The organism is Streptomyces sp. Root431 (assembly GCF_001426585.1).
Classification (GTDB): Bacteria; Actinomycetota; Actinomycetes; order Streptomycetales; family Streptomycetaceae; genus Streptomyces; species Streptomyces stackebrandtii.
Map to the genome: position 1 here is coordinate 348,201 of NZ_LMEI01000009.1, position 24,760 is coordinate 372,960.

Below are 24,760 nucleotides of genomic sequence, written 5' to 3' on the forward strand. Positions count from 1 at the left end.
CGTGGCCGGCCTCGACGGCTTCACCGACGTACTGGACTTCCCGATGTACGCCGTCACGGCGGCGGCCGACGGCGAGCAGGGCGGCTGTCTGGTGGGCTTCGCGTCACAGTGCTCGATCGACCCGCCCCGGTTCATGGTGTGGCTCTCCACCGCCAACCGCACCTATCGCATCGCAAGCCGCGCGTCCCACCTCGCCGTCCATGCCCTGCGCCGCGACCAGACGCAGGTCGCCGAGCTGTTCGGAGGGCGGACCGGCGACGACATCGACAAGTTCGGCCGGGTGGCCTGGCGACCGGGAGAGGGCGGAGCGCCGGTATTGGAGGACTCCTGCGCCTGGCTCGTGGGCCGGGTACGGGGAACCGTCGACGGAGGAGACCACGTGGGCTTCCTGCTGGCCCCCGTCGCGCAGAGCCCGCCCGGCCCCGTAAGGCCGCCCCTGCTCCGATTCAGCGACGTCGCGGACCTCTCACCGGGACACCCGGCCTGAGATCACGATGCCTTGCCGAAGCCCGCTCCCGAAGGCCACGATCGAGGCCCGGGCCGACACTACGACCGGCCCTGGCCACGCCCGTCCCAACAACTCTCCGGGCACCGCTCAGCGGAACAACGGGATGATGTCGGAGCCGTAGGCGTCGATCGTGCCCTCCCTGTTGTCGTGCATGTCGTAGACGGCGAACTGGTCGACGCCCAGGCTCTTGAGGTGGCGGAGCTTCTCGATGTGGGCCTCGGCGGGGCCCAGGAGGCAGAAGCGGTCGACGATCTCGTCGGGGACGAAGGCGGTGTCGGGGTTGTCGGCGCGGCCGTGGTGGGAGTAGTCGTAGCCCTGCCGGTCCTTGATGTACGCGGTGAGCTCCTCGGGGACCATGGAGGAGTGCTCGCCGTACTTGGACACCAGGTCGGCGACGTGGTTGCCGACCATGCCGCCGAACCAGCGGCACTGGTCGCGGGCGTGCGCCAGGGCCTCGGGCGAGTCGTCCGCCGTGACGTACGCGGGGGCGGCGACGCAGATGGTGAGGGCGTCGGGGTCACGGCCCGCGTCCTGGGCGGCCTGCCGCACCGCCTTGACCATCCACTCCGTCAGGAACGGGTCGGCGAGCTGGAGGATGAAGCCGTCGGCCTTCTCTCCGGCCAGGGCGAGGGCCCTGGGGCCGTAGGCGGCCATCCAGACGGGCAGCTTGCCGTTCTTGATCCACGGGATGTGGATCGGGTTGCCGTCGACCTGCGCCTCGCGGCCCTCGGCGAGGTCGCGGATGACGTCGATGGCCTCGCCGAGGCGGGCGAGGGTGTTGGGTTTGCGGCCGGCCACGCGCATCGCGGAGTCGCCGCGACCGATGCCGCAGACGGTCCGGTTGCCGTACATGTCGTTGAGGGTCGCGAAGGTGGAGGCAGTGACCTCCCAGGTGCGGGTGCCGGGGTTGGTCACCATCGTGCCGACGTGCAGCTTGGTGGTGTTGGCGAGGATCTGGCTGTAGATGACGAAGGGTTCCTGCCACAGCACGGCGGAGTCGAAGGTCCAGCCGTAGCGGAAGCCGTTCCGCTCCGCCCGGCGCATCAGTCCGACGACCTGCGAGGCGGGCGGGTCGGTCTGCAGGACGAGTCCGAAGTCCACGCGGGGACCTCCTGGTTCGGGGTTCAGTTCAGGTACTGACAGGTGGAGCGGGGAGTGAAGGCGCCGTGTCCGGCGCGGCCGGTGAACTTCCGCTGGTCGATGACGAGTTCGCCGCGCGAGAGGACGGTCTCCACCTGGCCGGTGATCGCCTTCCCCTCGTACGCGGAGTAGTCGACGTTCATGTGGTGGGTGGCCGCGGAGAGCGTCTGGCGGGCGTTCGGGTCGTAGATGACGACGTCGGCGTCCGCCCCGGGCGCGATCGTGCCCTTCTGCGGGTAGAGGCCGAACATCCGGGCCGGGGTCGCGCAGGCGATCTCGATCCAGCGGCGCCGGGAGATGTGCCCCTCGACGACCGCCTGGTGGAGGAGGTCCATGCGGTTCTCCACCCCGGGCAGGCCGTTGGGGATCTTGGAGAAGTCGCCGCGGCCCAGGTCCTTCTGTCCCGTGAAGCAGAAGGGGCAGTGGTCGGTGGAGACCACCTGGAGGTCGTTGGTCCGCAGCCCGCGCCAGAGCGCCGCCTGGTGCTCCTTGGGGCGGAGCGGCGTGGAGCAGACGTACTTGGCGCCCTCGAAGTCGGGCTCCGCGAGGTTGTCGGTGGAGAGGAAGAGGTACTGGGGGCAGGTCTCGCCGAAGACGGGCAGCCCCTTGTCGCGGGCGGCGGCGATCTCGGCGACCGCCTCCTCGGCGGAGACGTGGACGACGTAGAGGGGCGCCCCGGCGACCCGGGCGAGCTGGATCGCGCGGTGGGTGGCCTCGGCCTCCAGGAGGACCTTGCGGACCTCCCCGTGGTAGCGCGGGTCGGTCTCCCCGCGGGCCAGGGCCTGCTCGACGAGGACGTCGATGGCGATGCCGTTCTCGGCGTGCATCATGATCAGCCCGCCGTTGTCGGCGGAGCGCTGCATCGCCCGCAGGATCCGGCCGTCGTCCGAGTAGAAGACCCCCGGGTACGCCATGAAGAGCTTGAACGAGCTCACGCCCTCCTGGACGAGCCGGTCCATCTCCTTGAGCGTGTGCTCGTTGACGTCGGAGAGGATCATGTGGAAGCCGTAGTCGATCGCGCAGTTGCCGTCGGCCTTGGCGTACCAGGTGTCGAGTCCCTCGCGCAGGCTCTGCCCGACGGTCTGGACGGCGAAGTCGACGATCGTGGTGGTGCCGCCCCAGGCGGCGGCGCGGGTGCCGGTCTCGAAGGTGTCGGAGGCTGCGGTGCCACCGAAGGGCAGCTCCATATGGGTGTGGGCGTCGACGCCGCCGGGCAGCACGTAGCGGTCGGTGGCGTCGATGGTCCGGTCGGCGGTCCAGCCGGCGGCCACGTCCGAGCCGTGGGCGGCGAGGGCGGCGATCCGGCCGTCCTCGATCAGCACGTCGGCGTGGATCTCGTCTGCGGCGGTGACGACGAGACCGCCCCGGATGAGGGTACGGGTGCTCACGGGACTCTCCTGCGTGAGTAAGGGTGAACTACAGGGCTCTGAGGGCCTCTTCGAGGATCGCGGCGCCTTCCTCGGCCTCGGCGACGGTGAGCGAGAGCGGCGGGGCGATCCGTAGGGCGCTGGTGTTGTGTCCGCCGCCCTTGCCGATGAGCAGGCCGTTCTCCCGGGCCGCCTCCAGGACGGCGGAGGCCGCGTCCGGGTTGGCGCGGTCGGTGCCGGGCTCGGTGAGTTCGATGCCGATCATCAGGCCGCGGCCGCGCACCTCCCGTACGGCTTCCACTCCGGCGGCGGCGGCCCGCACGCGTTCGATGAGGAGGCCGCCGACGCGGCGGGCGTTGCCCTGGAGGTCGTGCTCCAGGAGGTAGGAGAGGTTGGCGAGGCCCGCGGCCATGGTGACCGGTGAACCGCCGAAGGTGGAGATGGAGTTGGCGTCGAGGCAGTTCATGATCTCGGCGCGGGCGACGACCCCGCCGACGGACATGCCGTTCCCGATGCCCTTCGCGAAGGTGAGGATGTCGGGCGGTCCGGCCTGGCCGTGGGCCTGCCAGCCCCAGAAGTGGTCGCCGGTGCGGCCCCAGCCGGTCTGCACCTCGTCGGCGATCCAGAGGATGCCGTGCCGGTCGAGGACGCGCCGGAAGGCGGCGTACAGGCCGTCCGGCGGGGAGGTGAAGCCGCCGACGCCCTGGACGGGCTCGGCGATGAGGGCGGCGACGTCCCGGGTGTGGCCGAGGAGGTCTTCGAGGTCGGCGACGCAGGCCTCGAAGAACCGCTCGTCGGTGTACTGGGCGTAGGGGCCGCGGTTGCGGACGCCGCCGTGCACGTACAGCGTCTGGAGCGGGGAGAGGCCGGTGGGCGACCAGGAGCGGTTGCCGGTGATGCCGACGGTCGTGAAGGAGCGGCCGTGGTAGCTGTTGCGCATCGCCAGGATCTGGTTCGAGCGGCGGTACGCGGTGGCCAGGAGCAGGGCCGTGTCGTTGGCCTCGGTGCCGGAGGTGGTGAAGAAGACGCGGGCGTCGGGGATGCCGGAGAGGCCGGCGATCCGCTCGGCGAGCTCCACCATGGGCCGGTTGAGGTAGAGCGTCGAGGAGTGGATGATCCGCCCGGCCTGCTCGGCGACGGCCTTGGTGACCTCGGGCAGGGCGTGGGCGGTCATCGTGGTGAGGATGCCGCCGAAGAAGTCGAGGTACTTGCGCCCGTCGGCGTCCCAGACGTGGCGGCCCTCGCCGTGGGTGATCTCGATGGGGTCGCGGTAGTAGAGGGCGACCCAGTCGGGGATGACGGCCTTGTGCCGGTCGTACAGACTGCTCACGGCTGCACCAGCCCGTCGTACGCGTCGGGGCGGCGGTCCCGGTAGAAGGCCCACTGCTGCCGCACCTGCTCGATGAGGCCGAAGTCGAGGTCGCGGACGACGAGTTCCTCGCTCTTGTCGGAGGCGACCTCGCCGACGAACTGTCCGCGCGGGTCGACGAAGTAGCTGGTGCCGTAGAAGTCGTTGTCGCCGTACTCCTCCTGGCCGACGCGGTTGATCGCGGCGACGAAGTACTCGTTGGCGACGGCGGCCGCGGGCTGCTCCAGCTGCCAGAGGTAGGAGGACAGGCCGCGCGAGGTGGCCGAGGGGTTGTAGACCAACTGTGCGCCGTTGAGGCCCAGTTGGCGCCAGCCCTCGGGGAAGTGGCGGTCGTAGCAGATGTAGACGCCGACCCTGCCGACCGCCGTGTCGAAGACCGGCCAGCCGGCGTTGCCCGGGCGGAAGTAGTACTTCTCCCAGAAGCCCTTGACCTGCGGGATGTGGTGCTTGCGGTACTTGCCGAGGTAGGTGCCGTCGGCGTCGATGACGGCGGCGGTGTTGTAGTAGAAGCCCTCGCCCTCGACCTCGAAGACGGGGACGACGATCACCATCCCGGTCTCCCGGGCGAGGTCGCACATCCGCCGGACGGTGGGGCCGTCGGGGACGGGTTCGGCCCAGCGGTAGTGCTCGGGCTCCTGGACCTGACAGAAGTAGGGGGCGTTGAACACCTCCTGGAACCCGATCACCTTGGCACCCTGCCGGGCGGCCTCCCGGGCGTGCTCCTCGTGTTTGGCGATCATGGATTCGGTGTCGCCGGTCCAGGTCGCCTGGACGAGCGCGGCGCGTACGACGTCGGTCATGAGCTGCTCCTTCGGCACGGCGTCAGAGAGCCTCTACGCCCGTAGACACGGGGCGTAGGAGGAGAACGTAAGCCCCGTCACACCCCGGAGCAAGACCACCGTCGCGAAGCGGCGGCGTCGATCATGTTTCATACCCGAGTGGTCCACGTCGGACACGTACCGACACGTACCCGCAAGTAGCGACACGTGCCCGGGACAGGGCTGCCGGAGGGGCCTCAGGCCCCCGCGAGGCCCGCCACGCGGAGGGCGTGGAGGAGGTCGCGCTCGCGCGCGTCGGAGACCGCGCGGGCCGCATCGAGGAGCTGGGGGACGAGACCGCGCGGGTCCGCGCCCGCGAGGCGGGCGGCGTCCTCGGGGGCCCGGACCCGGACGAAGGCGGTGAGCAGCGCGTGCGCCTCGCGGTGGTGGTCCTCGGCGTGCAGGGCGGCGCACGCCCCGGCGAGCTCCTCCACGGGGCGGGCCACGCCCTGGCGGAGGAGCTGGTCGCAGTCGGCGGCCCGGCCCCCGTCGGCGAGGACCCCGGCGACGGCGGCGAGCCGGCCGGGCGGCAGCGAGGCCGCCTCCCAGAGCAGGGTGGACCAGTCGGCGCCGAGGCCGGCCCGGTGCAGCTCCGCCGCGAGGGCGGGCAGCCGGTCCGGCGGGCCGTTGAGCGCTTCGCAGAGCAGGACGTGCGCCTCGCCGCTGCGGCCCTGGGCGCGCAGCCGCTGGAGGGCGTAGACCGCGTTGGCCGCTGCGCGGGCGGCCTCCGCGGGGTCCGCCGCCTCGGCGACCCGGGCCGGGCCGGCCGCCTCGGCGCTGTCGCCACCGCCGCCGAACCTGGCGCCCCGGGGCGCCGCTCCCCCGGTCGGCAGTACGGGAACGGCCACCGGCGCCCGCTCCTCGGCGCTCTCCTCCAGCCAGGCATACCGGGCGCCACGGGGGCGGGTCTTCGCGGGCCGGGCGGCGGCGGCCGGGGCCGGGGACCGTACGGGAGCCGGTGTCCGGGCGGGAGCCTCAGCGTGATCCTGGGCCCATGCCGGGGCGGCGACCGGCACCTGCTCCGCCCTCGCGTGCCCTTCGACGCGGCCCAGGCGCGTGGTGAGTTCGGTGACGCGGGCCGCGGCCCTGGCGTGGTCGTCCCGGATCCAGGCGAGGTCGCTCTCCAGGCCGGCCGCCTCCGCCTCCCCCGTGGCGGCGCGGAGCCGCTCCCCCAGCTCGCGGGCGCGCGACTCGGCGTACCGGCGTTCCCGCTCCATCAGGTCCCGGCGTTCGGCGAGCGCGCCGGCGCCTCCGGGGCGGCGGTCGTGGGCGGCGGCCGCCGCCGCGTACAGCGCGCGGGCCCGGTCGGCGAGCGGGCCGTCGGCGGGCTCCCCGGCGTCCTGGAGCAGTGACTCGACGACGTCCCAGGGCAGGATCTCCGCGCCGTCGAAGCAGGCGCGCAGCCCTTCCGGGTCGCGTGCGGCGAAGACCCCGTACCAGCCGGCGTCCGGCCGGAGACGGCCCGCGAGCTCCGTCAGCCAGCGCGCGAAGGCCGTGACTTCCACCGGGAGTTGATACACCGTCATGCGATCCGCACCTGCCCCGCCGTCGACTGGAACCTTTCGGTCCGCGGGTATTGGACCGCAGTCGTGTTACGGGACGACTACGGTCCGTTTTCGGGCGGGCGTCGCCTCACTCCTCGGACGCACCGAAGCGGACGACGATTCCGGTGTGCGGGCGCTTGCCGAGCCGGACGATCATGGCCGGGACGTCGGTGAGCCAGTACTGCCAGGTGTACTTGCGCGAGAGCAGGCTCCGGATGCGGCGCAGCTCCTCTCCCTCGACCAGCCGGCCCTGTCCGGGGTGGCGCGTGGCGCCCTCGGGGACGTTGCCGCGCAGGTCGCAGACGGCGACCTCGACCCGCGGGTCGTTCCGCAGCCGCTTGACCTTCCAGGAGTCGGTGCGGGTCCAGGCGTACAGCTCGGAGCCCTCCACCGCGTACCAGACGGGCGTCGCGACCCCCGTGCCGTTCTTGCGGAAGGTGGTCAGGCTGACGTAGCGGCCGCGCCGCAGTTCCTCGGGAATCATGCTCCGGAGCCTAGGGGGTGTCAGGCGGGGGTCGGGTTGGCGGCGTGGGTGAGGGTCTCCCAGGCGACGAAGAGGTCGTCGGTGCCGCTCGGCCGCTGGCTCCGGGCGAGCTTCTCGGTCTGCGGGAGCTTCATGCCCATCCGGCCTTCGAGGTGGTTGAGCGCGACCTCGACGTCCGGGCCCATGGTCCGCTCGACCTTCCCGCCGCAGAGCCACTTCGGCGGGGTCTCGCCGAGCTGGTAGCGGGCGTGGAACTCCAGTGCGGCGCCCAGCCGTTCGGCCTCCTCGCCGTAGAGGTCGAGGCCCTGGTGCCAGGCGGTCTCGGCGATGTGGGCGGTGGCGGCCAGCGAGTACCCGATGTGCATGAAGTTCCGGCAGGTCTCCTGTCCGAGCCCGTCGGCGTAGGTGCGCTGCCCGAACCAGTACGTGGCCAGCTCGTCGGCGGTGTCGATGGTGCCGCCGGGCGGGGCCTTCGGCAGGGCGCCGTCGGAGGAGAGGTAGAAGTACGCGGGGACGCGGGCCCGGTAGCGCCGTACCGCTTCCTCGAAGACCGCGCGGTCCTCCAGGAAGACCGCCATGCCGATGGCGGCGTCGGTCATCGCCAGCTCCCAATTGCCGTTGAAGTCGGGCACTTGGGAGGTGACGTCGGGCAGGTAGGCCTTGCGCAGCATCCACTTGAACCGCTGGACGGCGGGCGCACCCCAGGCCGGGTATCCGGCGTGCACGATCTCGGCGGCGCGCGCCCAGGAGGAGCCGGACCAGGCGGTCTGCAGGTCGGCGTCGTCGCGGGTGTGCTCCTTCACCGTCTTCGACCAGGCGTCCATGATCTCGACGGCCTTGTCGGCGTGCGCGGCCTCGCCGGACACCGACCACATGAGGGCGTGCGTGTAGGCGGCGATGGCGTCCTCGCGTTCGGCGACGCAGGCGTCGGTCCCGGCGTTGGACGCGCAGGCGACGACCTTCGCGGGGTGGGGGGTGTAGTCGAGGGCCGCGTACGCGCTCTCGCCCATCGCCTTGTACGCGGATGCCCAGGGCTCCTCCCCCGCGGCGACGCGGCTGCGTACCGCCGCCAGCTGGGCGCCGCCGACGAGGACCCCGGGGTGCCGGAACTTCTCCGGCGCCACGGACCGGGGCGGGTCGACGGCCCCGGCGGCCGGGTCGTCGGCGCCGCAGGCCGCCGCGCCGAGCAGCAGCAGCGGGCCCAGGAGGGCGGCGAGGAAGCGCGTCTGACGAAGGTGCACGGGTCCACGGTCGCCCAGGCCGTCCGGACCCGCATCCGGTACTACGCCACGGGGCCGGCCTGCTCGTACGAGGCGCGGGCCTCGGTGATGGCGGGAGCGTGGGCGCGGGCCCAGTCGCAGGCCGTGTCGAGCGGCTCGATGAGGGACCGGCCGAGGGCGGTGAGGGCGTACTCGACGCGGGGCGGGTTCTCGTCGTGGACGGTGCGGGTGAGGAAGCCGTCGCGCTCCATGGCGCGGAGGGTCTCGGTGAGGACCTTGGGGGTGATCCAGTGCAGCGGGATGCGCAGTTCGGTGAAGCGCCGGGGTGTCCCGTCCTCCAGGCAACGCAGCACCATCGCCGTCCACTTGCCGCCGACGCGGATGGGTCGGGCGGCGCTTCCGCCGCAGTCGGGGTCGTCGAAGAGGGACTGGTTCAGCGGCTGCGGGGACGACTGCTCGATCATGCCGTCGACGCTAGCCCAGTACCGTTGAAGTAACCAGGGACCCCCGTTCTACGGTCCGGTCATGGACATCGACACCAGCGACATCGACATCGACATCGACCTCGACAGCAAGAACGACAGCAACGACCACGCCGGCCTGCGCATCGTGGTCTTCGGTGCCGGCGGGCGGGTCGGCCGGGCGGCCGTGGCGGAGGCGGTGGCCCGGGGCCACCGGGTGACGGCCGTGGTCCGCGACCCGGCCGCGTACCGCGACCTGGAGGGCGCGGGCGTCGAGCTCGTACGGGGAGACGCGACGGACGCGGCCTCGGTGGCCGCCCTCGCGGCCGGGCACGACGCGGCGGTGAACGCGACCGTCCGCCTGGACCTGCCCTCGGAGGAGTACTTCACGGCGGCGGCCAAGGCCCTGGTCGCGGGCCTCGCGGAGGCCGGGGTGCGGCGGCTGCTCACCCTCGGGATCGCCACGACCCTGGAGACCGCGCCGGGGGTACGGATCATGGACGCGCCCGAGTTCCCGGCGGAGTGGCGCGCCTTCGCCCAGGGACACGTCGCCGAGTTCGAGCTGCTCACGGCCGAGGCGGGGCCGGGGCTCGACTGGCTGATGGTCGTCCCGCCGCTGGACCTGAACGCGGAGGCGGAGCGGACCGGCGCGTACCGGACGGCCGTGGGCACGGTGATCGAGGGACCCGGCCGCATCGGGCACGCCGATCTGGCGCTCGCGCTCCTGGACGAGATCGAGCGCCCGCGTCACAGCCGGGTGCAGCTGGCCGTGTCGGTGTGAGCGGCTGGGCCGTCAGACCGGGGCCGGTGCGCAGAGCACCACGAGTTCGTCCATGGAGAGGTCGAGGACACCGGCGAGGGCCGCGACGGTGAAGAAGGCCGGGGTCGGGGCCCGGCCCGTCTCGATCTTGCGGAGGGTCTCGGCGGACAGGCCGGCCGCGGCCGCGATCTCGACCATGGACCGCTCGCCGCGCGCCGAGCGCAGGAGGAGGCCCAGGCGCTCGCCACGCTCGCGCTCTTCGGGGGTCAGGGGTGTGCGCACCATGCCGCCATTCTAATACCGGTATAGTAATTGGCATGGTGGAGATCAAGACGAACGAATCCCTGGCGGCGATGCGCGAGGCGGGACGCGTGGTGGCCCGGGCCCTCGCGGCCGCGCGGGAGAAGGCCGCGCCGGGCGTCGCCCTGACCGAACTGGACCGGGCCGCCCGTGAGGTCCTGGCGGAGGCGGGCGCCGGTTCGCCCTTCCTCGACTACCACCCGGAGTGGGCGCCGGTGCCCTTCCCGGCGGTCGTGTGCCTCTCCGTGAACGACGCGATCGTGCACGGCATCCCCGACGGGACCCGGCTCGCCGACGGCGACCTGGTCTCCGTCGACTGCGGAGCGCTCCTGAACGGCTGGGCGGGCGACGCGGCCGTCAGCTTCACGGTCGGCCGGGCCCGGCCGGAGGACACGCGGCTGATCGCCGCGGCGGAGGAGGCCCTGGAGGCGGGGATCGCGGCGGCCGTCGTCGGCAACCGCATCGGCGACATCGCGCACGCGATCGGCCGGGTCTGCCGCGCCGCGGGCTACGGCATCCCGGACGGCTTCGGCGGCCACGGCATCGGCCGCACCATGCACGAGGACCCGGGCGTCCCCAACGAGGGACGCCCGGGCCGGGGCATGAAGCTGCGGCACGGGATGGTGCTCGCGATCGAGCCGATGCTGATCGGCGGCGGCACGGACGACCACTACACGGCGCGGGACGGCTGGACGATCCGTACGCTCGACGGCTCGCGCGCGTCCCACGCCGAGCACACGGTCGCGATCACGGACGACGGCCCGCGCGTGCTCACGGCCCTGTAGGCCTGTAGGCCCCGGAGGCCCTGTGGACCCCGGAGGCCCGCTACCGGTCCGCCGGGATCGACATGGCGCCCGCTACCGTCCCGCCGGTCGGACGACCATCGCCGAGCCGCCGCCCCTGCGGACCGTCTCCGCGGCGGCCACCCAGCGGCCGTCGGGCAGGCGCTGCACGCCCGTGGCCGCGCCGATCTCCGGGTTCTGCCGGAAGCCGTGCCCGATCCCCTCCAGCTCCGCCCTCAGCGGGCTGTTCCACAGGCCGGGTTCGAGCTCGGTGGTGGCCTGGTTGCGCTGGCTGGCGCGGGGCGCGGCGATCGCGTCGACGAGCGGCAGGCCCCGGTCGACGACCCCGGTGAGGGTCTGGAGGACCGTCGTGATGATGGTCGCACCGCCCGGCGAGCCGAGGGCGAGGACGGGCCGGTCGTGCCGGTCGAGGACGATCGTCGGGGAGATCGAGGAGCGCGGGCGCTTGCCGGGGCCGGGCAGGTTCGGGTCGTGCACGGCCGGGTTCGCGGGGGCGAAGGAGAAGTCGGTCAGCTCGTTGTTGAGCAGGAAGCCCCGGCCGGGCACGGTGATGCCGCTGCCGCCGGTGGACTCGATGGTCAGGGTGTAGGCGACGACGTTGCCCCACTTGTCGGCGGCCGTCAGGTGGGTGGTGTTCTCGCCCTCGTACGTGGTCGGGGCCGCGGTCCCGCCGCTCGCGCAGGGCGCCGGGTCGCGGGGGTCGCCGGGCGCGAGCGGGCTGGTCAGGACGGCGTCGTCGCGGATCAGGCAGGCGCGGGAGTCGGCGTACCGCTGGGAGAGCAGCCCGCGGGTGGGGACGGACTCGAAGGCGGGGTCGCCGACCCAGCGGCCCCGGTCGGCGAAGGCGATCCGGCTGGCCTCGATGAAGCGGTGCAGATAGCCGGCCCGGGTGGCGGCGGAGAGGTCGGTGCCCTCCAGGATGTTGAGCGCCTCGCCGACGCTCGTGCCGCCGGAGGAGGACGGGGCCATGCCGTAGACGTCGAGCCCGCGGTACGCGACCTTCGTGGGCTTGCGGAACTCGGTGCGGTACGCGGCGAGGTCACGCTCCGTCAGGTCGCCGGAGCGGACCTTCCGGGTGGCGCCCTCGCGGACCGGGGGCGTGCGGACGGTGTCGACGATGTCCCGGGCGAGCGGCCCCCGGTAGAGGGCGCCGACGCCCTCGCGGCCGAGCGTCTCGTACGTACGGGCCAGGTCGGGGTTCTTGAACACCGTCCCGACGACCGGCAGTTGGCCGCCGGGCAGGAAGAGCGAGGAGGTGTCCGGGAAGTCGCGGAACCGGGCCTCGTTGGCGGCGGTCTGCGCGCGGAAGGTGGGGTCGACGGTGAATCCGTCGCGGGCGAGCCGCTCGGCAGGTTCGAGGAGGGTGGCGAGGCGCTTGCTGCCCCAGGCGTCGAGGGCGGTCTTCCAGGTCGCCGGGGTGCCGGGGGTGCCGACGCCGAGGCCGCTGGTCATGCCCTCCTCGAAGGGGATCGGCTTGCCGTTCTCCACGAAGAGGTTCGTGTCGGCGGAGCGGGGCGCGGTCTCGCGCCCGTCGACGGTGTGGACCGTACGGCTCTTGGCGTCGTAGTAGACGAAGTAGCCGCCGCCCCCGATCCCCGCGGAGTAGGGCTCGGTGACGCCGAGGGCCGCCGCGACGGCGACGGCCGCGTCCACGGCGTTGCCGCCCTTGCGGAGCACCTCGATGCCGGCGGCCGAGGCGTCGGCGTCGACGCTGGCGACCGCTCCGCCGTAGCCGACGGCGACGGGCTCCTTGACCGGCCCCGGCGGGGCGCCGGGAGGGGCCGCGGGTGGCGCGGCGGCGCCCACCGAGAGGACCGTCGCCGCGACAGCGAGAGCGGAGACCTTCCGAGCGGCGGATCGACGCATGCGCAACCTCCAGTCAACAACCGTCCGCGCAGCGTAACTTCCGTTCGCACCTCCCGTCAGGACCGCCTCGAACGAAGTCCGGATCGCCGATAACATGCGCGCCCATGAACGAAGACGTGCGCAACATCGTGCTCGGGGTCCTGGCCACCGGGGTGAGCGCCTCCTTCGGCTGGCTGGGCCGCACGTATCTGTGGCGGCGCAGGCTCCGCCGCAAGCAGGCGTTCTTCGGGCTGCCGGGGAACTCGGAGTGCCTGCTCGTGGTGAACAGGGAGTCGGGCGGGGAGCGTGCGGTGCACCGCTTCGACGTGTTCGCGCTGCTCGAACTCTCCGCGCTCATCAAGGACTGCGGGGCGCAGGCCCGGATACTCAGCCACGACCAGACGCACCAGGGGTTCGGGGACCGGACCGAGTTCTGCGTCGGCGGCCCCTATTCGAACCGGCGGATGGACGCCCATCTGGCCACTCTCCTGCCGGGCGTGGTGGTCAACGTCGAGGTGGAGCCGAGCCCGGTCCGGGGCATGTTCCAGATCGGCTCGGAGCGCTACGTCTCGGAGGTGGGCATATCCGAGTACGTGATCCTGGCCCGGCTCACGGCGGGCGAGGGCGGCCGGCCGGTCTTCCTCTTCTGCGGCCAGCGGGCCATCACCAACCAGGCGGCGACCCGCTATCTCGCGCGCCACTACGAGTCGCTCGCGCGCTCCCACCGTTCGGGGTCGTTCGTGCTGCTCCTCAAGGTGGTCAACTCTCAGGCGTACGGCCCCGATGTGGTGGAGCTGGTGGCCGATGTCACGCGGGAGGCGCGGACGGCTCCCGCAGCCGCACCGGCAGCGTCTTGACGCCGTTGATGAAGTTGGAGACGAGGCGCCGGGGCGGGCCGGCGGGCGCGAGGCCGCCGCAGGCCTCGCGCACCTCCTCGTACAGCACCCGGAGCTGAAGCCGGGCGAAGTGGGCGCCGAGGCAGACGTGGGGGCCGTCGCCGAAGGAGACGTGCGGGTTCGGGGTGCGGCCGAGGTCGAGGCGGTGGGGGGCAGGGAAGACGCGCTCGTCGTGGTTGGCGGAGGCGTGGAAGACGACGACCTTGTCGCCCGCCCGGATCGTCTGCCCGGCCAGCTCGGTGTCCCGGGCCGCCGTGCGGCGGAACGACAGCACGGGCGGGTGCACGCGCAGCAGTTCGTCGACGGCCGTGTCCGCCGCGACGCTGCCGCTCCACCACCTCCGCTGCTCCCCGGGGTGTTCGGCGAGGGCGAGGAGACCGCCGGGGGCGGCGCTGCGGACGGTGTCGTTGCCGGCGACGGTCAGCAGGAAGAAGAACATCTCCAGCTCGGCGTCGGCGAGTTCGGAGGTGGCGAGCGAGGTCATCACGTCGTCGGCGGGGTGTGCGCGCTTGTATACGGCGAGTTCCTGCGCGTAGCCGAACATCTCGGCGAGCATCGCGGGCGACCGGGGATTGACGGGTCGCCCGTCGGCGTCGAGGACGGGCGGCTCGTCGGGGTCCTGGTAGGCGATGACGCGCTCGGTCCAGGCGTGCAGCAGCCCCCGGTCGCCCGCGGGCACGCCGAGCAGGTCGGTGAGGTTGAGCAGGGCGTAGTCGTCGGTGACGGTACGGACGAGGTCCACCTCGCCGCCGGCCGCGGCCGCGACCGCTTCGGCGAGGAGCTTCCGGGCCCGCTCGCGCGCGGTGGCGGCGAACCGCTCGATGCGCGCGGGGGTGAAGGCCCGGCTGACGAGTCGCCGCAACCTGACGTGCTCCGGCGGGTCCTGATTGAGCATCATGCGCCGGATGAACGGCAGGTCGGCGGGGTCGGGGTCCCGGATCTGGGTGGCGCCGAGGGCGGAGGAGTACGTGCCGGAGTCCTTGAGGACCCGGACGACGTCGGCGTGCCGCGTGACGGCCCAGAAGCCGGGCCCGGCGGGCCAGCCGAGGATCTCCGGCTCCTCCTGCCGGGCGACGGGCGCGCGGTCGCGCAGGGCGCGGAAGCGGTCGTGCGGGATCCCTACGGCGTAGATCCGCGGGTCGAAGACGTCCGGTACGCCGCTCGACTGCTGCACCGCGCCTCCAAGTCAGGGGTGAAGACGTTTCCATCATGACAGGTCAGAGACGGTTTTCGTAGGACGGAACGCACAGTTCGCGAGCCTTGTCCGGCCGGTCCTCCGACTCCCAGAATCTCCGTCGTGCATCACACGGAGAACAGGGGGCACGTGACTCCTCCCCCGGCTGAATCCGGGGGCTTCTCGCTAACCCTGGCGGGCGTTGCGATGGACCAGCCCGGCCCGTAGAACGTTCAGAGCGCCCACCGTGTCTGCGTGCGCGGTGTGGCCGCACGAGACGCAGTGGAACTTCTCCTGGGTGGGCCGGTTCTCCTTGGCGACATGCCCGCATGCGGGGCAGGTCCGGGAGGTGTTGCGGGGGTCCACGGCAATCACTTCCCGTCCGGCGCTTTCAGCCTTGACGTGCAGGATCGTCAGGAACACCCCCCATCCGGCATCCGAGATCGAGTGATTGAGTCCGGCCTTCGCTGCGGCCCCGTTGGACAGGAAGCTGCCCGACCGTCCGGGATCCGGCTTGGGCGCCGGGGCCTTGACCATATTGCGGATCTTGAGGTTCTCGTGCGCGATGACGTCATGCTGGCGCACGAGGTCAAGCGCCGTCTTGTGTGCATGGTCGAGGCGCTGGCGGCGGACCTTGCGGTGGAGGTCGGCAACCTTCTGCACGGCCCGCCGGTGGTTCCTGGTGCGCTTGTCCCGGCGGACGCGGGGGAATCGGGCGAGGGCCTGCTGCGCGGCGCCGAGCTTCGCGGCGGCCCTCCGCCCGTGACGAGGGTTGGGCACGAACCCGCCGCCGGAGTCGGCGAGGAAGTTAGCTATGCCCAGGTCGATGCCGACCACACCGCCGGTCGCCGGAAGCGGCTCGGGCTGCGCCTGCTGGGCGGTCAGGATGACGTACCAGCGTCGACCTTCGCGCTTAACCGACACGGTCCTGACCTTGCCGACCACCGGCCGATGCTGGTGCACCTTGACATGTCCGACGCCCTGGAGGCGGACACGGGTGACGGGGTCGTGCGGGGTGGAGTCCCACCGGCAGCCGTCCCCATCCCTCGGGAAGTCCACGGTGTCGAACCACATCACGCCCCGGAACCTGGGGTATCCCGGCGCCTCACCGGCCTTAACGCGCCGGAAGAACGCCTGAAATGCCTTGTCCAGGCGGCGCAGGGTGGCCTGCTGCGACGAGAACGACCAGCGGCCCTGCCGCTCCGGATCGAAGGACCGGATCTCCTTGAGCTGCGCGGACTGTATCCCGTACGTGATCGAGGTCTTGGAGGCGTGCCGGTAGGCGTCCCGGCGCTCCCGCAAGGCGCCGTTGTAGAGGGAGCAATGATCACGCAGCATCTCGCCGAGCGCTGCCGCCTGACCCACCGTGGGCCGCATCAGGAACTTGTACGCACGAATCACCCCGATCCACCCCCTCACGCGCCACCATAATGCGGGCCATCGACAGCAACGGCCCTCCTGGCGACAAGTCGCCACACCGAAGACCGCCCTGCCCAACTTCGCAGGCTCCTGCAGCGGTGCGCCACGTCCCCCGACACGCGGGAGGGCCAGCGCCCTCCAGGGCGACCAGCCAATCGTTACCCGCACGTAACTTACCCACCAGTTACCACGGGTAAAGCGCTCCGGTTACCGTCGGGTCACTTTCACTGCCCCCAACAGTGCCCCTGTGAGGAGTGCCCCGTGCGTACATCCCTGACCCTCGCCGTCTCGGCCGCTCTGGTGGCCGGGACGGCGCTCGGGCTCGCGCCCGCCGCCCAGGCCTCCGACACCGCGTCCACCGGCATCCGCTTCGTCGACATCGCCGGGGAGGGCGGCACCGTCCTCAAGGCGAACGTCGTCACCCCCGCGGGCGCCGACGCCTCGGCCGGGCTCCCCCTGATCGTGCTGCCCACCAGCTGGGCCATGCCGCAGATCGAGTACCTCGCCCAGGCGAAGAAGCTCGCCGACTCCGGTTACATCGTGGTGAGTTACAACTCCCGCGGCTTCTGGCAGTCCGGCGGCGAGATCGAGACCGCTGGACCGAAGGACATCGCCGACGCCTCGAAGGTCATCGACTGGGCCCTCGCGAACACCCCGGCCGACGCCGGCCACGTGGGCATGGCGGGCGTCTCCTACGGTGCGGGGATCAGCCTGCTCACCGCCGCGCACGACCCCCGGGTCAAGGCCGTCGCCGCGCTCAGCGGCTGGGCCGACCTCATCGAATCCATCTACAGCGGCCGCACCCAGCACCTCCAGGCCGCCGCCCTGCTCGGCGGCGCCGGCTACCTCACCGGGCGGCCGGGACCCGAACTCAAGGAGATCCTGGGCGACTTCCTCTCGTCGAACCTCGACAAGGAGGACGAGATGATCGCCTGGGGCCGCGAGCGGTCCCCGGTCACCTACCTCGACCGGATCAACGCCAACGGCGCCGCGATCATGCTCGGCAACGCCTGGGGCGACACGATCTTCCCGCCCAACCAGTACGCGAGCTTCTACGAGAAGCTCACCGGCCCCAAGCGGCTGGAGTTCCGCCCCGGCGACCACGCCACCGCCGAGGCCACCGGCCTCTTCGGGCTCCCCAACGACACCTGGACCAACGCCCACCGCTGGTTCGACCACCACCTCAAGGGCGTCGACAACGGCATCGACCGCGAGCAGCCCGTCCAGCTCAAGTCCCGCTCCACCGAAGGCTACGAGGGCTACCCCGACTGGAAGTCCGTCCACGCGAACCAGCGGAAGTTCGACCTCGACGGTACGCAGCGGGTCTGGGCGAACGTCGACTCCGGCGCCAACGGCGGCATCACCCTGCTCACCAACCTCCTGGACCAGTTCCTCCGCACCCCGCCCACCGTCTCCGTCCCGCTGCTCCCCCGCGCCTTCGCCGGCGTCTGGCAGTCCGAGCGGTACGACACCCCGCAGCGCGTGCGCGGCACGGCGAAGGTCCACACCACGGTCACCTCGACGAAGGAGAGCGGCACCCTCGTCGCGTACCTCTACGACGTGGGCCCGCTCGGCGTGGGCAAGCTGGTCGGCAACGCCCCGTACACCTTCCACGGCAGGACGCCCGGAAAGCCGTTCGCCGTCGACTTGGAGCTGTTCTCCACGGCGTACGACGTACCGGCCGGACACCGCCTCGCCCTGGTGGTCGACACCGTCGACCCGCTCTACATCGAGCACAACCCGACCGGCGCGCAGCTGACCTTCTCCTCCCCTTCGGCCGACCCGTCGTACGTGTCGGTACCGCTGCGGGAGAAGTGATCACCGGCTGCTGCCGGACGGGCAGGGCTTCACAGCAGCTACTGCGCTCCCGGCAGCAGCGTCCCGGGGTCGGCCGGCGCGACGTCCACGGCCTTCGTCTTCGGGCTGCGGCGCTCTCGGCGCGCCACCCAGGTGGCGAACCAGGAGAGCAGCATGCACATCCCGATGTAGATCGGTGCGATGACCAGCACGACGGGGATGAACGGCAGGTCGTAGTCGAGGTTCGACGCGATCAGCTTGCCCGCGTGGAGGAACTCCTCGTAGGTGATGAGGAAGCCGAGCGAGGTGTCCTTGAGGGCCACCACGAGCTGGCTGATGATGGCCGGCAGCATCGCCCGAACGGCCTGCGGCACGAGGACGTACGTCATGACCTGTGTCTTGCGCATGCCGAGCGCGTACGCGGCCTCGCCCTGGCCGCGCGCGACGGCGTGGACGCCGGTGCGGAAGACCTCGGCGAGCACCGAGCCGTTGTAGAGGGTCAGTCCGGCGACGAGCGCGGGCAGCGGCTGCACCTTCAGCGCCACGAAGATGAAGAAGATCATCACGAGGACGGGCATCGCGCGGAAGAACTCGACGAACAGCGTCGAGGTCCACCGCAGCACGCGGTGCTCGGAGAGCCGCCCGGCGGCGAGGACCGCGCCGAGCGCGAGCGAGAGCACCGAGGCGTAGGCGAAGGCCTTGAGGGTGTTGCCGAGGCCCTTGAGCAGCAGCTCCTGGATGCCCTCGTAGAGGAAGGGCGACCACTTGGTGGAGGTGAACTGCTCGGTGTCGAAGAGGAGATAGAGGAACCAGCCGGCCAGCGCGAGGATCACGACGGTGGACGCGATGCCGTAGAGGAGGTGACGCCGCCGGGCGTGCGGCCCGGGGATGTCGTAGAGGGCGGTGGACTCGGTCATCGGGCGACTCCCCAGCGCTTCTCCAGGAAGTGGAAGATCGCGCTGATGGTGAGGGTGATGATCAGGTATCCGACGGCGATCCAGACGAAGGTCCAGACGATGTTGTAGCCGAGCTCGCTCAACGTCTTGTAGGTGCCGAGGAGTTCGGTGACGCTGAACGCCCCGGCGATCGCCGAGTTCTTGGCGAGGGCGATCAGGGTGGAGCCGATGGGCGGGATGACCGTACGGAAGGCCTGCGGCAGGACGACCGCGCCGAGGGTCTGGGAGAAGGACATGCCCAGGCTGCGGGCCGCCTCGCCCTGGCCGCGCGGCACGGTGTTGATGCCGGAGCGCAGCACCTCGCAGATGAAGGCCGAGGTGTAGCAGCCGAGCGCGAGGACCGCGAACACCTCGAAGGGCAGGACGAGTCCGAAGCGGGGCAGGCCCAGCATGACCGCGAAGAAGAGCAGGGTCAGCGGGGTGTTGCGCAGGACGGCGACCCAGACCGCGCCGAAGACCCGGAAGGAGCCCACCGGCGCGACCCGGAAGGAGGCCATGACGAAGCCGAGCACGAGGGCCAATGCCGATGAATAGACGGTGAGTTCGACGGTTCCGAAGAAGCCCTCGGCGTAGAGCGAGAAGTTGTCGGTCAGGACGTCCATGTCGGGGGGCTCCTCCGGTCAGCTCGCCGGGTAGCGGTCGATGGCGGGCGGCGTCGGGGCGGGGACCCCGGAGAGGCCGAGGGTGGCGTCGTAGGCCTTCTTCCAGTCACCGTTCTTCTCGTGGGCGGCGATGGCGTCGTCGAGGGCGAACCGCAGCGCGTTGTCCCCGCGCGGGACGCCGATGCCGTACGGCTCCTCGGAGAACGGCTTGCCGACGACCTTGAGTTCGTCGGGGACCTTGGCGGCGTACCCCATGAGGATGGTGTCGTCGGTGGTGACCGCGTCGACCTGGTATGTCAGCAGGTTGTCCACGCAGACGGAGTACGTGTCGTAGGCGACGAGTTCGGCCTTCGGATAGTCCTTCTCGATCCGCTGGTACGGGGTGGATCCGGCGGCCGAGCAGACCCGCTTGCCGGCCAGGTCCTGCGGTCCGGCGATGTCGTTCTCGTCGGTGCGGACGAGGAGGGACTGGCCCGCCTGGTAGTAGGGGCCGGCGAAGCCGACGAGCTTCTTGCGGTTGTCGTTGATGGTGTAGGTGCCGACGTAGTAGTCGATCTGCCCGTTCTGCAGGGCTGTTTCGCGGTTGGCCGAGGCGATCGTGCGGAACTCGACGTCGGACGGTTCGAAGCCGAGGGAGGCCGCCATCATCTTGGCGACCTCGATGTCGAAGCCGGAGTAGCGCCCGGTGGCGGGGTCCTTCTCGCCCATGTAGGGCTGGTCCTCCTTGGCGCCGACGACGAGCTTGCCGCGCTTCTTCGCCCGGTTCCAGGTGCCGGAGTCGGGCAGGGTGAAGCCCGACTGGACCTGGTAGACGGGGAGTTGGTCTGGCTGGGGGCCCTTGACGGGCGGGCTGCCCTCCCGGCCGCAGCCGCCGAGTACCGACGACACGGCGAGCAGCAGGGCGAGCGGGAGCAGGGGGGTCCGGTGCGTACGCTGCATGGTCACCGCCCGCTCAGTGCTTGAGGATCTTGGAGAGGAAGTCCTTGGCGCGCTCGCTGCGCGGAGTCGTGAAGAACTCCTCGGGCGTGCGGTCCTCGACGATCCGCCCGTCGGCCATGAAGACGACCCGGTTGGCGGCGGAGCGGGCGAAGCCCATCTCGTGGGTGACGACGACCATCGTCATTCCCTCGCGGGCCAGTTGCTGCATGACCTCCAGGACCTCGTTGATCATCTCCGGGTCGAGCGCGGAGGTCGGCTCGTCGAAGAGGAGGGCCTTGGGGTCCATGGCGAGGGCGCGGGCGATGGCCACGCGCTGCTGCTGGCCGCCGGAGAGCTGGGCGGGGTACTTCTCGGCGTGCGCGGCGAGGCCGACCCGGTCGAGGAGTTCGCGCGAACGCCGGTCGGCCTCCTCCTTCTTGCGCTTGCGGACCTTGATCTGCGCGAGCGAGACGTTGGCGAGGACGGTCTTGTGCGCGAAGAGGTTGAAGGACTGGAAGACCATGCCGACCTCGGCGCGCAGCCGGGCGAGCGCCTTGCCCTCGTCGGGGAGGGGCTGTCCGTCGATGACGATCTCGCCCGACTCGACGCGCTCCAGCCGGTTCATGGCCCGGCAGAGGGTGGACTTTCCCGAGCCGGAGGGGCCGATGACGACGACCACCTCGCCGCGGCCGACGGTGAGGTCCACATCCTGGAGGACGTGCAGCGCGCCGTAGTGCTTGTTGACGCCACGCAGTTCGATCAGCGGATCGACGACGGCCATACGCTGCCCTGCCCCGTTTCTCAGCGGTGTCGCGGTCAGCGCAAACTATCCACCAGAAAAAGGGACTTCACGGCCGACACGCATGAAACCGGAATAAGCCGTATTTACTGCAAAAGGGTGGCGGGCGGTGAGGTCGAGGCGGGGTCAGGACGGACGCCGAATCACTGCTCGGCGGCCTCCGCGTACACCTGGTAGAGCTCCGGCGCCCCGGTCATCGCCCAGTCGAGACCGGCCTCGACGACCTGGATCTCCCGGCCGGAGGCGAGCCGCACGACGGGGCCGCCGCCGGGCCACACCTGCCAGCGGGCCCCGGGGACGTTCCGCACGATCACGGTGCCGAGGTAGAGACCGGCGTCGTTGCCGATCCAGGGCAGCTCCTCCGGGTCGTCCCGCCAGCGGGGCGGCAGCTGGTCCAGCTCCTGGAGGGAGCGCGGGGAGTCGTCGAGCGCCACCCCGGACTCCTCGACGCGGGCGCGAAGCAGCTCGCACTCGGCGAGCAGCTCCCCCACTCCCTCGGGGTCACGGTCGAAGGCCGCGGTCAGCGGAGACGCAGCGGCATCGCCGTCGGGCCCGTGGCGCCTGCGCCAGCTGTCCAGAAACGGAATGTTCATCCGAACAGCGTCGCACCGTCACCGTCGGGTCGACCATCCGGCGCGCGGAGATCATCTCGGCGTGCCGGGCGTCACATCCGGGGCGGACGCGGGCCGGACGTCGAGCTAGACGTCGAGGTCGACGACGACCGGCGCGTGGTCCGACGCCCCCTTGCCCTTGCGCTCCTCGCGGTCCACGTAGCTGTCCGAGACCGCCTCGGCGAAGGGCTTGTTGCCGTAGACGAGGTCGATGCGCATGCCCTTGTTCTTCGGGAAGCGGAGCTGGCGGTAGTCCCAGTACGTGTACGGGTGGTCGTACTTGAGGGGGCGCGGGACGACGTCCGTCAGGCCGGTCTCGCGCAGGCCGGCGAGGGCGGCCCGCTCCGGCTCGGTGACGTGCGTGAGGCCCTCGAACTCGGCGATGTCCCAGACGTCCTCGTCGGCCGGGGCGATGTTGTAGTCGCCGAGGACGGCGAAGGGCCGGTCCCCCGCCGCGTCGTCCGCGACGGCCAGCTTGAGCGCCTCCAGCCAGCGCAGCTTGTACGCGTAGTGGTCGTGGGCCACCTCGCGGCCGTTCGGCACGTAGACCGACCAGACGCGGACCGGGCCGCAGGTCGCGGAGATGGCCCGGGGCTCCTGGGCGGCCTCGTACTCGGGGCCGCCGGGCAGGCCGGTGACCACGTCGGCGAGGCCGACGCGGGAGACCAGGGCCACGCCGTTCCACCGTCCCGTGGCGTTGACCACCGACTCGTACCCCAGCGCGCGCAGCTCCTCGGTGGGGAACTGCTCGGCGGTGCACTTGGTCTCCTGGATGCACAGCACGTCGGTGCCGGTGCTCTCCAGCCAGGCCAGGAGGCGGGGCAGCCGGGCGGTGACGGAATTGACGTTCCAGGTGGCGATGCGCATGGGCGCAAGCCTACTGGCGGGGTGTGACAGTCGGCGGATTCAGAGCTCGGCGGAGGCGCCGGGGGCGAGGCGGGAGTGGTCGGTGCCGCCGAGGGCGCCGATCTGCCGGTCGTAGATCGGTCGGGCGAGGTCGGTGAGGAGGGCGTCGTGGATGTCGTACGCGCGGCGCGGCTTCACCTCGCGGACGTAGTCGATGACCTCGGAGATCTTGTTCCAGGGGGCCATGACCGGCAGCAGCAGGGTGTCGACGGGCCGGTCGGGGACGGTGAGCGCGTCGCCCGGGTGGAAGACGGCGCCGTCGACGAGGTAGCCGACGTTGGTGATGCGCGGGATGTCGGGGTGGATCACCGCGTGCAGTTCGCCGTGGACGTGGACGTCGAACCCGGCGGCGGTGAAGGTGTCGCCGTGGCCGACGGTGTGCACCCGGCCGGGGAAGGCCGCCGAGAGCTGGTCGGCGACGCTCCGCAGCGTCCAGATCTCGGCGGCCGGGTTGGCCTCCAGGGCGTGGCGCAGCCGGCCCTCGTCGAAGTGGTCCGGGTGCTCGTGGGTGACGAGCAGGGCGTCCGCCCCGAGGACCGCGTCCTCCTCGGTGAACATCCCCGGATCGAGGACGAGCGTCCGCCCGTCCTTCTCCAGCCGGACACAGGCGTGGGACTTCTTCGTCAGCTTCACGCCGCCAGATTACGCGGGCGGCGTCGTCTCCTCCCGGATGGCGCGGGTGACCACGCGCTGCGCGGTCTCGGCGGCCGGGAGGCCGCAGTACACGGCGGCGTGGAGCACGATCTCGCGGAGCTCGTCGGGCGACAGGCCGTTGCGGAGGGCGGCCCGGGTGTGGTCGGCGAGCGCCTCGTGGTGGCCTCCGGCGATGAGCGCCGTGAGGGTGACGACGCTGCGGGTGCGCCGGTCGAGGCCCTCGCGGCCCCAGACCTCGCCCCAGGCGTACCGGGTGACGAGCCCCTGGAGGGCGCTGTCGGGATCGTCGGCGAGGGCCTGGTCGACGTGCGCGTCGCCGAGGACCTCGCGGCGCAGGCCGAGACCCGTCTCGTACGGGTCGGGCCGCGCGGCCGCGTCGGGCTCGGCTGCCGGGGGTGCGGGGACGGGCTCCGCGGCGGGGGCCGGGACCGCGGGGACCGGCGGCACGGTCAGGGTGCCGCCGGCCTCCTGGGCGGTGCCCGCGAAGTGCTCGATGAGCAGGTCGGTGACGGCGGCGGGCTGCTCGACGGGGGCGAGGTGCGAGGCGCCGGGGACGACGGCGAGCCGGGCGTCGGCGATGCCGGCGACCAGGGTGCGGGCCTCGGCGGGGCCGGTGACCTGGTCCTCCGAGCCGACGAGGACGAGGGCGGGGATGCCGATGCGGCCGAGCGCCTCGCGGACGTCGAAGGCCGCGAGGGCCTCGCAGGCGGCGACGTAACAAGCCGGGTCGGTCGTGCGGACCATCTGCACGGCCCACTCGACGATGGCCGGCTGCGCGCCCGCGAAGAGCGGGGTGAACCACTGCTCGGGGGCGGCGCGGGCCATCGGCTCCAGGCCGTTGGTCCGCACGATGACCCCGCGCTGGCGGAACTCGTCGGCGCTGCCGAACCGCGGCGAGGTGGCGACCAGGGCGAGCGAGGCGACCCGCTGGGGTGCGCGCAGCGCGAGGTCGAGGCCGACGGCGCCGCCGAGGGAGCAGCCCGCGTAGCCGAAGCGCTGGACGCCGAGGGCGTCGAGGGTGGCGAGGAGCCGGTCGCCGAGCTCGGCGACGGAGGTGAAGGGTTCGGCCGGGGCGCCGCCGTGCCCGGGAAGGTCGAAACGGACGACCCGCCACTCGCGGGTGAGCTCGGGTATCTGGCGGTCCCACATGTGCCATGTGGTGCCCAGAGAGGGCCCGATGACCAGGACCGGGGCGTCTTCTTGCCCGTCGACGCGGTATTGCAGGGTGTTCGTCGGTGTCTCACTCACCCGCCCGACCCTCTCATCTCTTCCCCGCGCCCCTGTGACCGGGGGCACGACCGGCCGGTCCTGACGGCCCGAATGCCTGGTCGTGGCGGCTCTCGCCGTCGGTCGCCGCGGTCCGGTCGAAGCCGCGGGCGCCGGATTCCCGGGGCGGTGGTCGACGACGG

The 24,760-nt window shown here is 71.8% G+C and carries 25 protein-coding genes; 5 read left to right on the top strand and 20 right to left on the bottom strand.

Annotated elements, in window-relative coordinates; genetic code table 11:
* Position 1 precedes the first annotated feature (1 nt).
* The gene (locus tag ASC82_RS15095) at positions 2-487 is read left to right on the top strand and encodes a flavin reductase family protein (protein ID WP_056647367.1); all 486 of its coding nucleotides are present in this window, start codon (positions 2-4) and stop codon (positions 485-487) included.
* 108 nt (positions 488-595) lie between these two features.
* Here the strand turns inward: ASC82_RS15095 and ASC82_RS15100 are convergent, their stop codons facing one another.
* The 8 genes from ASC82_RS15100 to ASC82_RS15135 all read right to left on the bottom strand — a co-directional run bounded on the left by ASC82_RS15100 (position 596) and on the right by ASC82_RS15135 (position 8,914).
* Positions 596-1,609 carry a TIGR03842 family LLM class F420-dependent oxidoreductase gene (locus tag ASC82_RS15100; protein WP_056647372.1) on the bottom strand — a complete coding sequence of 338 codons (1,014 nt, stop codon included), beginning with the start codon at positions 1,607-1,609 and terminating at the stop codon, positions 596-598.
* A gap of 23 nt (positions 1,610-1,632) precedes the next feature.
* Positions 1,633-3,036: a dihydropyrimidinase gene (gene hydA / locus ASC82_RS15105; RefSeq protein ID WP_056647375.1), complete on the bottom strand. Its 1,404-nt coding sequence runs from the start codon at positions 3,034-3,036 to the stop codon at positions 1,633-1,635.
* 28 nt (positions 3,037-3,064) lie between these two features.
* Entirely contained in the window at positions 3,065-4,345 is a 1,281-nt protein-coding gene (locus tag ASC82_RS15110; RefSeq protein ID WP_056647376.1) for an aspartate aminotransferase family protein, read from the bottom strand.
* Positions 4,342-5,184 carry a nitrilase-related carbon-nitrogen hydrolase gene (locus ASC82_RS15115; RefSeq protein WP_056647379.1) on the bottom strand — a complete coding sequence of 281 codons (843 nt, stop codon included), beginning with the start codon at positions 5,182-5,184 and terminating at the stop codon, positions 4,342-4,344. Before ASC82_RS15115 ends, ASC82_RS15110 begins: the two co-directional genes overlap by 4 nt.
* Positions 5,185-5,399: 215 nt before the next feature.
* Positions 5,400-6,728 carry a hypothetical protein gene (locus ASC82_RS15120; protein ID WP_056647381.1) on the bottom strand — a complete coding sequence of 443 codons (1,329 nt, stop codon included), beginning with the start codon at positions 6,726-6,728 and terminating at the stop codon, positions 5,400-5,402.
* Between the two features lie 106 nt (positions 6,729-6,834).
* Positions 6,835-7,230, bottom strand: coding sequence for a PPOX class F420-dependent oxidoreductase (locus ASC82_RS15125; RefSeq protein WP_056647382.1), 396 nt, complete (start codon positions 7,228-7,230; stop codon positions 6,835-6,837).
* Positions 7,231-7,250: 20 nt separating this feature from the next.
* Positions 7,251-8,420, bottom strand: a complete 1,170-nt coding sequence (locus ASC82_RS15130) for an alginate lyase family protein (protein ID WP_056648570.1) — start codon at positions 8,418-8,420, stop codon at positions 7,251-7,253.
* 92 nt (positions 8,421-8,512) lie between these two features.
* The gene (locus ASC82_RS15135) at positions 8,513-8,914 is read right to left on the bottom strand and encodes a helix-turn-helix domain-containing protein (protein ID WP_079039276.1); all 402 of its coding nucleotides are present in this window, start codon (positions 8,912-8,914) and stop codon (positions 8,513-8,515) included.
* Between the two features lie 61 nt (positions 8,915-8,975).
* On the opposite strand from ASC82_RS15135, the gene ASC82_RS15140 reads away from it, so the two are divergent.
* Positions 8,976-9,692 carry an NAD(P)H-binding protein gene (locus ASC82_RS15140; protein WP_079039277.1) on the top strand — a complete coding sequence of 239 codons (717 nt, stop codon included), beginning with the start codon at positions 8,976-8,978 and terminating at the stop codon, positions 9,690-9,692.
* A gap of 12 nt (positions 9,693-9,704) precedes the next feature.
* Here ASC82_RS15140 and ASC82_RS15145 read toward each other — a convergent pair whose 3' ends face one another.
* Complete coding sequence (locus ASC82_RS15145) at positions 9,705-9,956, bottom strand: helix-turn-helix transcriptional regulator (protein ID WP_017236823.1); 252 nt, start codon at positions 9,954-9,956, stop codon at positions 9,705-9,707.
* Between the two features lie 32 nt (positions 9,957-9,988).
* Here ASC82_RS15145 and map point away from each other — a divergent pair, with 32 nt between their 5' ends.
* Entirely contained in the window at positions 9,989-10,756 is a 768-nt protein-coding gene (gene map, locus ASC82_RS15150) for a type I methionyl aminopeptidase (protein WP_056647384.1), read from the top strand.
* Positions 10,757-10,828: 72 nt separating this feature from the next.
* Here map and ggt read toward each other — a convergent pair whose 3' ends face one another.
* Positions 10,829-12,640 carry a gamma-glutamyltransferase gene (ggt, locus tag ASC82_RS15155; RefSeq protein WP_056647387.1) on the bottom strand — a complete coding sequence of 604 codons (1,812 nt, stop codon included), beginning with the start codon at positions 12,638-12,640 and terminating at the stop codon, positions 10,829-10,831.
* Positions 12,641-12,744: 104 nt separating this feature from the next.
* Here ggt and ASC82_RS15160 point away from each other — a divergent pair, with 104 nt between their 5' ends.
* Complete coding sequence (locus tag ASC82_RS15160; RefSeq protein ID WP_056647389.1) at positions 12,745-13,476, top strand: hypothetical protein; 732 nt, start codon at positions 12,745-12,747, stop codon at positions 13,474-13,476.
* Here the strand turns inward: ASC82_RS15160 and ASC82_RS15165 are convergent.
* Together ASC82_RS15165 and ASC82_RS15170 are read right to left on the bottom strand one after the other, a co-directional pair.
* Entirely contained in the window at positions 13,427-14,689 is a 1,263-nt protein-coding gene (locus ASC82_RS15165; protein ID WP_056647391.1) for a cytochrome P450, read from the bottom strand. The genes ASC82_RS15160 and ASC82_RS15165 overlap by 50 nt on opposite strands.
* A gap of 186 nt (positions 14,690-14,875) precedes the next feature.
* On the bottom strand, positions 14,876-16,090 hold the full coding sequence (locus ASC82_RS15170) for an RNA-guided endonuclease TnpB family protein (RefSeq protein ID WP_056648576.1): 1,215 nt from the start codon (positions 16,088-16,090) through the stop codon (positions 14,876-14,878).
* Between the two features lie 279 nt (positions 16,091-16,369).
* Between ASC82_RS15170 and ASC82_RS15175 the strand changes: the two genes are divergently transcribed.
* A complete protein-coding gene (locus ASC82_RS15175; protein ID WP_056647394.1) occupies positions 16,370-17,926 on the top strand; it encodes a CocE/NonD family hydrolase in 1,557 nt (518 codons plus the stop codon).
* A gap of 38 nt (positions 17,927-17,964) precedes the next feature.
* Here the strand turns inward: ASC82_RS15175 and ASC82_RS15180 are convergent, their stop codons facing one another.
* From ASC82_RS15180 to ASC82_RS15215, 8 genes are all read right to left on the bottom strand, one after another.
* Complete coding sequence (locus tag ASC82_RS15180; protein WP_056647396.1) at positions 17,965-18,822, bottom strand: amino acid ABC transporter permease; 858 nt, start codon at positions 18,820-18,822, stop codon at positions 17,965-17,967.
* Complete coding sequence (locus ASC82_RS15185; protein WP_056647399.1) at positions 18,819-19,463, bottom strand: amino acid ABC transporter permease; 645 nt, start codon at positions 19,461-19,463, stop codon at positions 18,819-18,821. Before ASC82_RS15185 ends, ASC82_RS15180 begins: the two co-directional genes overlap by 4 nt.
* Before the next feature lie 18 nt (positions 19,464-19,481).
* Positions 19,482-20,402: a glutamate ABC transporter substrate-binding protein gene (locus ASC82_RS15190; RefSeq protein ID WP_056648577.1), complete on the bottom strand. Its 921-nt coding sequence runs from the start codon at positions 20,400-20,402 to the stop codon at positions 19,482-19,484.
* 13 nt (positions 20,403-20,415) lie between these two features.
* The gene (locus tag ASC82_RS15195) at positions 20,416-21,162 is read right to left on the bottom strand and encodes an amino acid ABC transporter ATP-binding protein (RefSeq protein WP_056647401.1); all 747 of its coding nucleotides are present in this window, start codon (positions 21,160-21,162) and stop codon (positions 20,416-20,418) included.
* A 161-nt stretch (positions 21,163-21,323) separates the two neighbouring features.
* Positions 21,324-21,773, bottom strand: coding sequence for a DUF6278 family protein (locus ASC82_RS15200; protein WP_056647404.1), 450 nt, complete (start codon positions 21,771-21,773; stop codon positions 21,324-21,326).
* Positions 21,774-21,878: 105 nt separating this feature from the next.
* On the bottom strand, positions 21,879-22,658 hold the full coding sequence (locus ASC82_RS15205) for an exodeoxyribonuclease III (RefSeq protein ID WP_056647406.1): 780 nt from the start codon (positions 22,656-22,658) through the stop codon (positions 21,879-21,881).
* A gap of 39 nt (positions 22,659-22,697) precedes the next feature.
* Positions 22,698-23,330 (bottom strand): MBL fold metallo-hydrolase, encoded by a 633-nt coding sequence (locus tag ASC82_RS15210; protein WP_024757766.1) that lies wholly within the window; start codon positions 23,328-23,330, stop codon positions 22,698-22,700.
* Positions 23,331-23,339: 9 nt separating this feature from the next.
* Entirely contained in the window at positions 23,340-24,599 is a 1,260-nt protein-coding gene (locus tag ASC82_RS15215; protein WP_056647408.1) for an alpha/beta fold hydrolase, read from the bottom strand.
* Positions 24,600-24,760 lie beyond the last annotated feature (161 nt).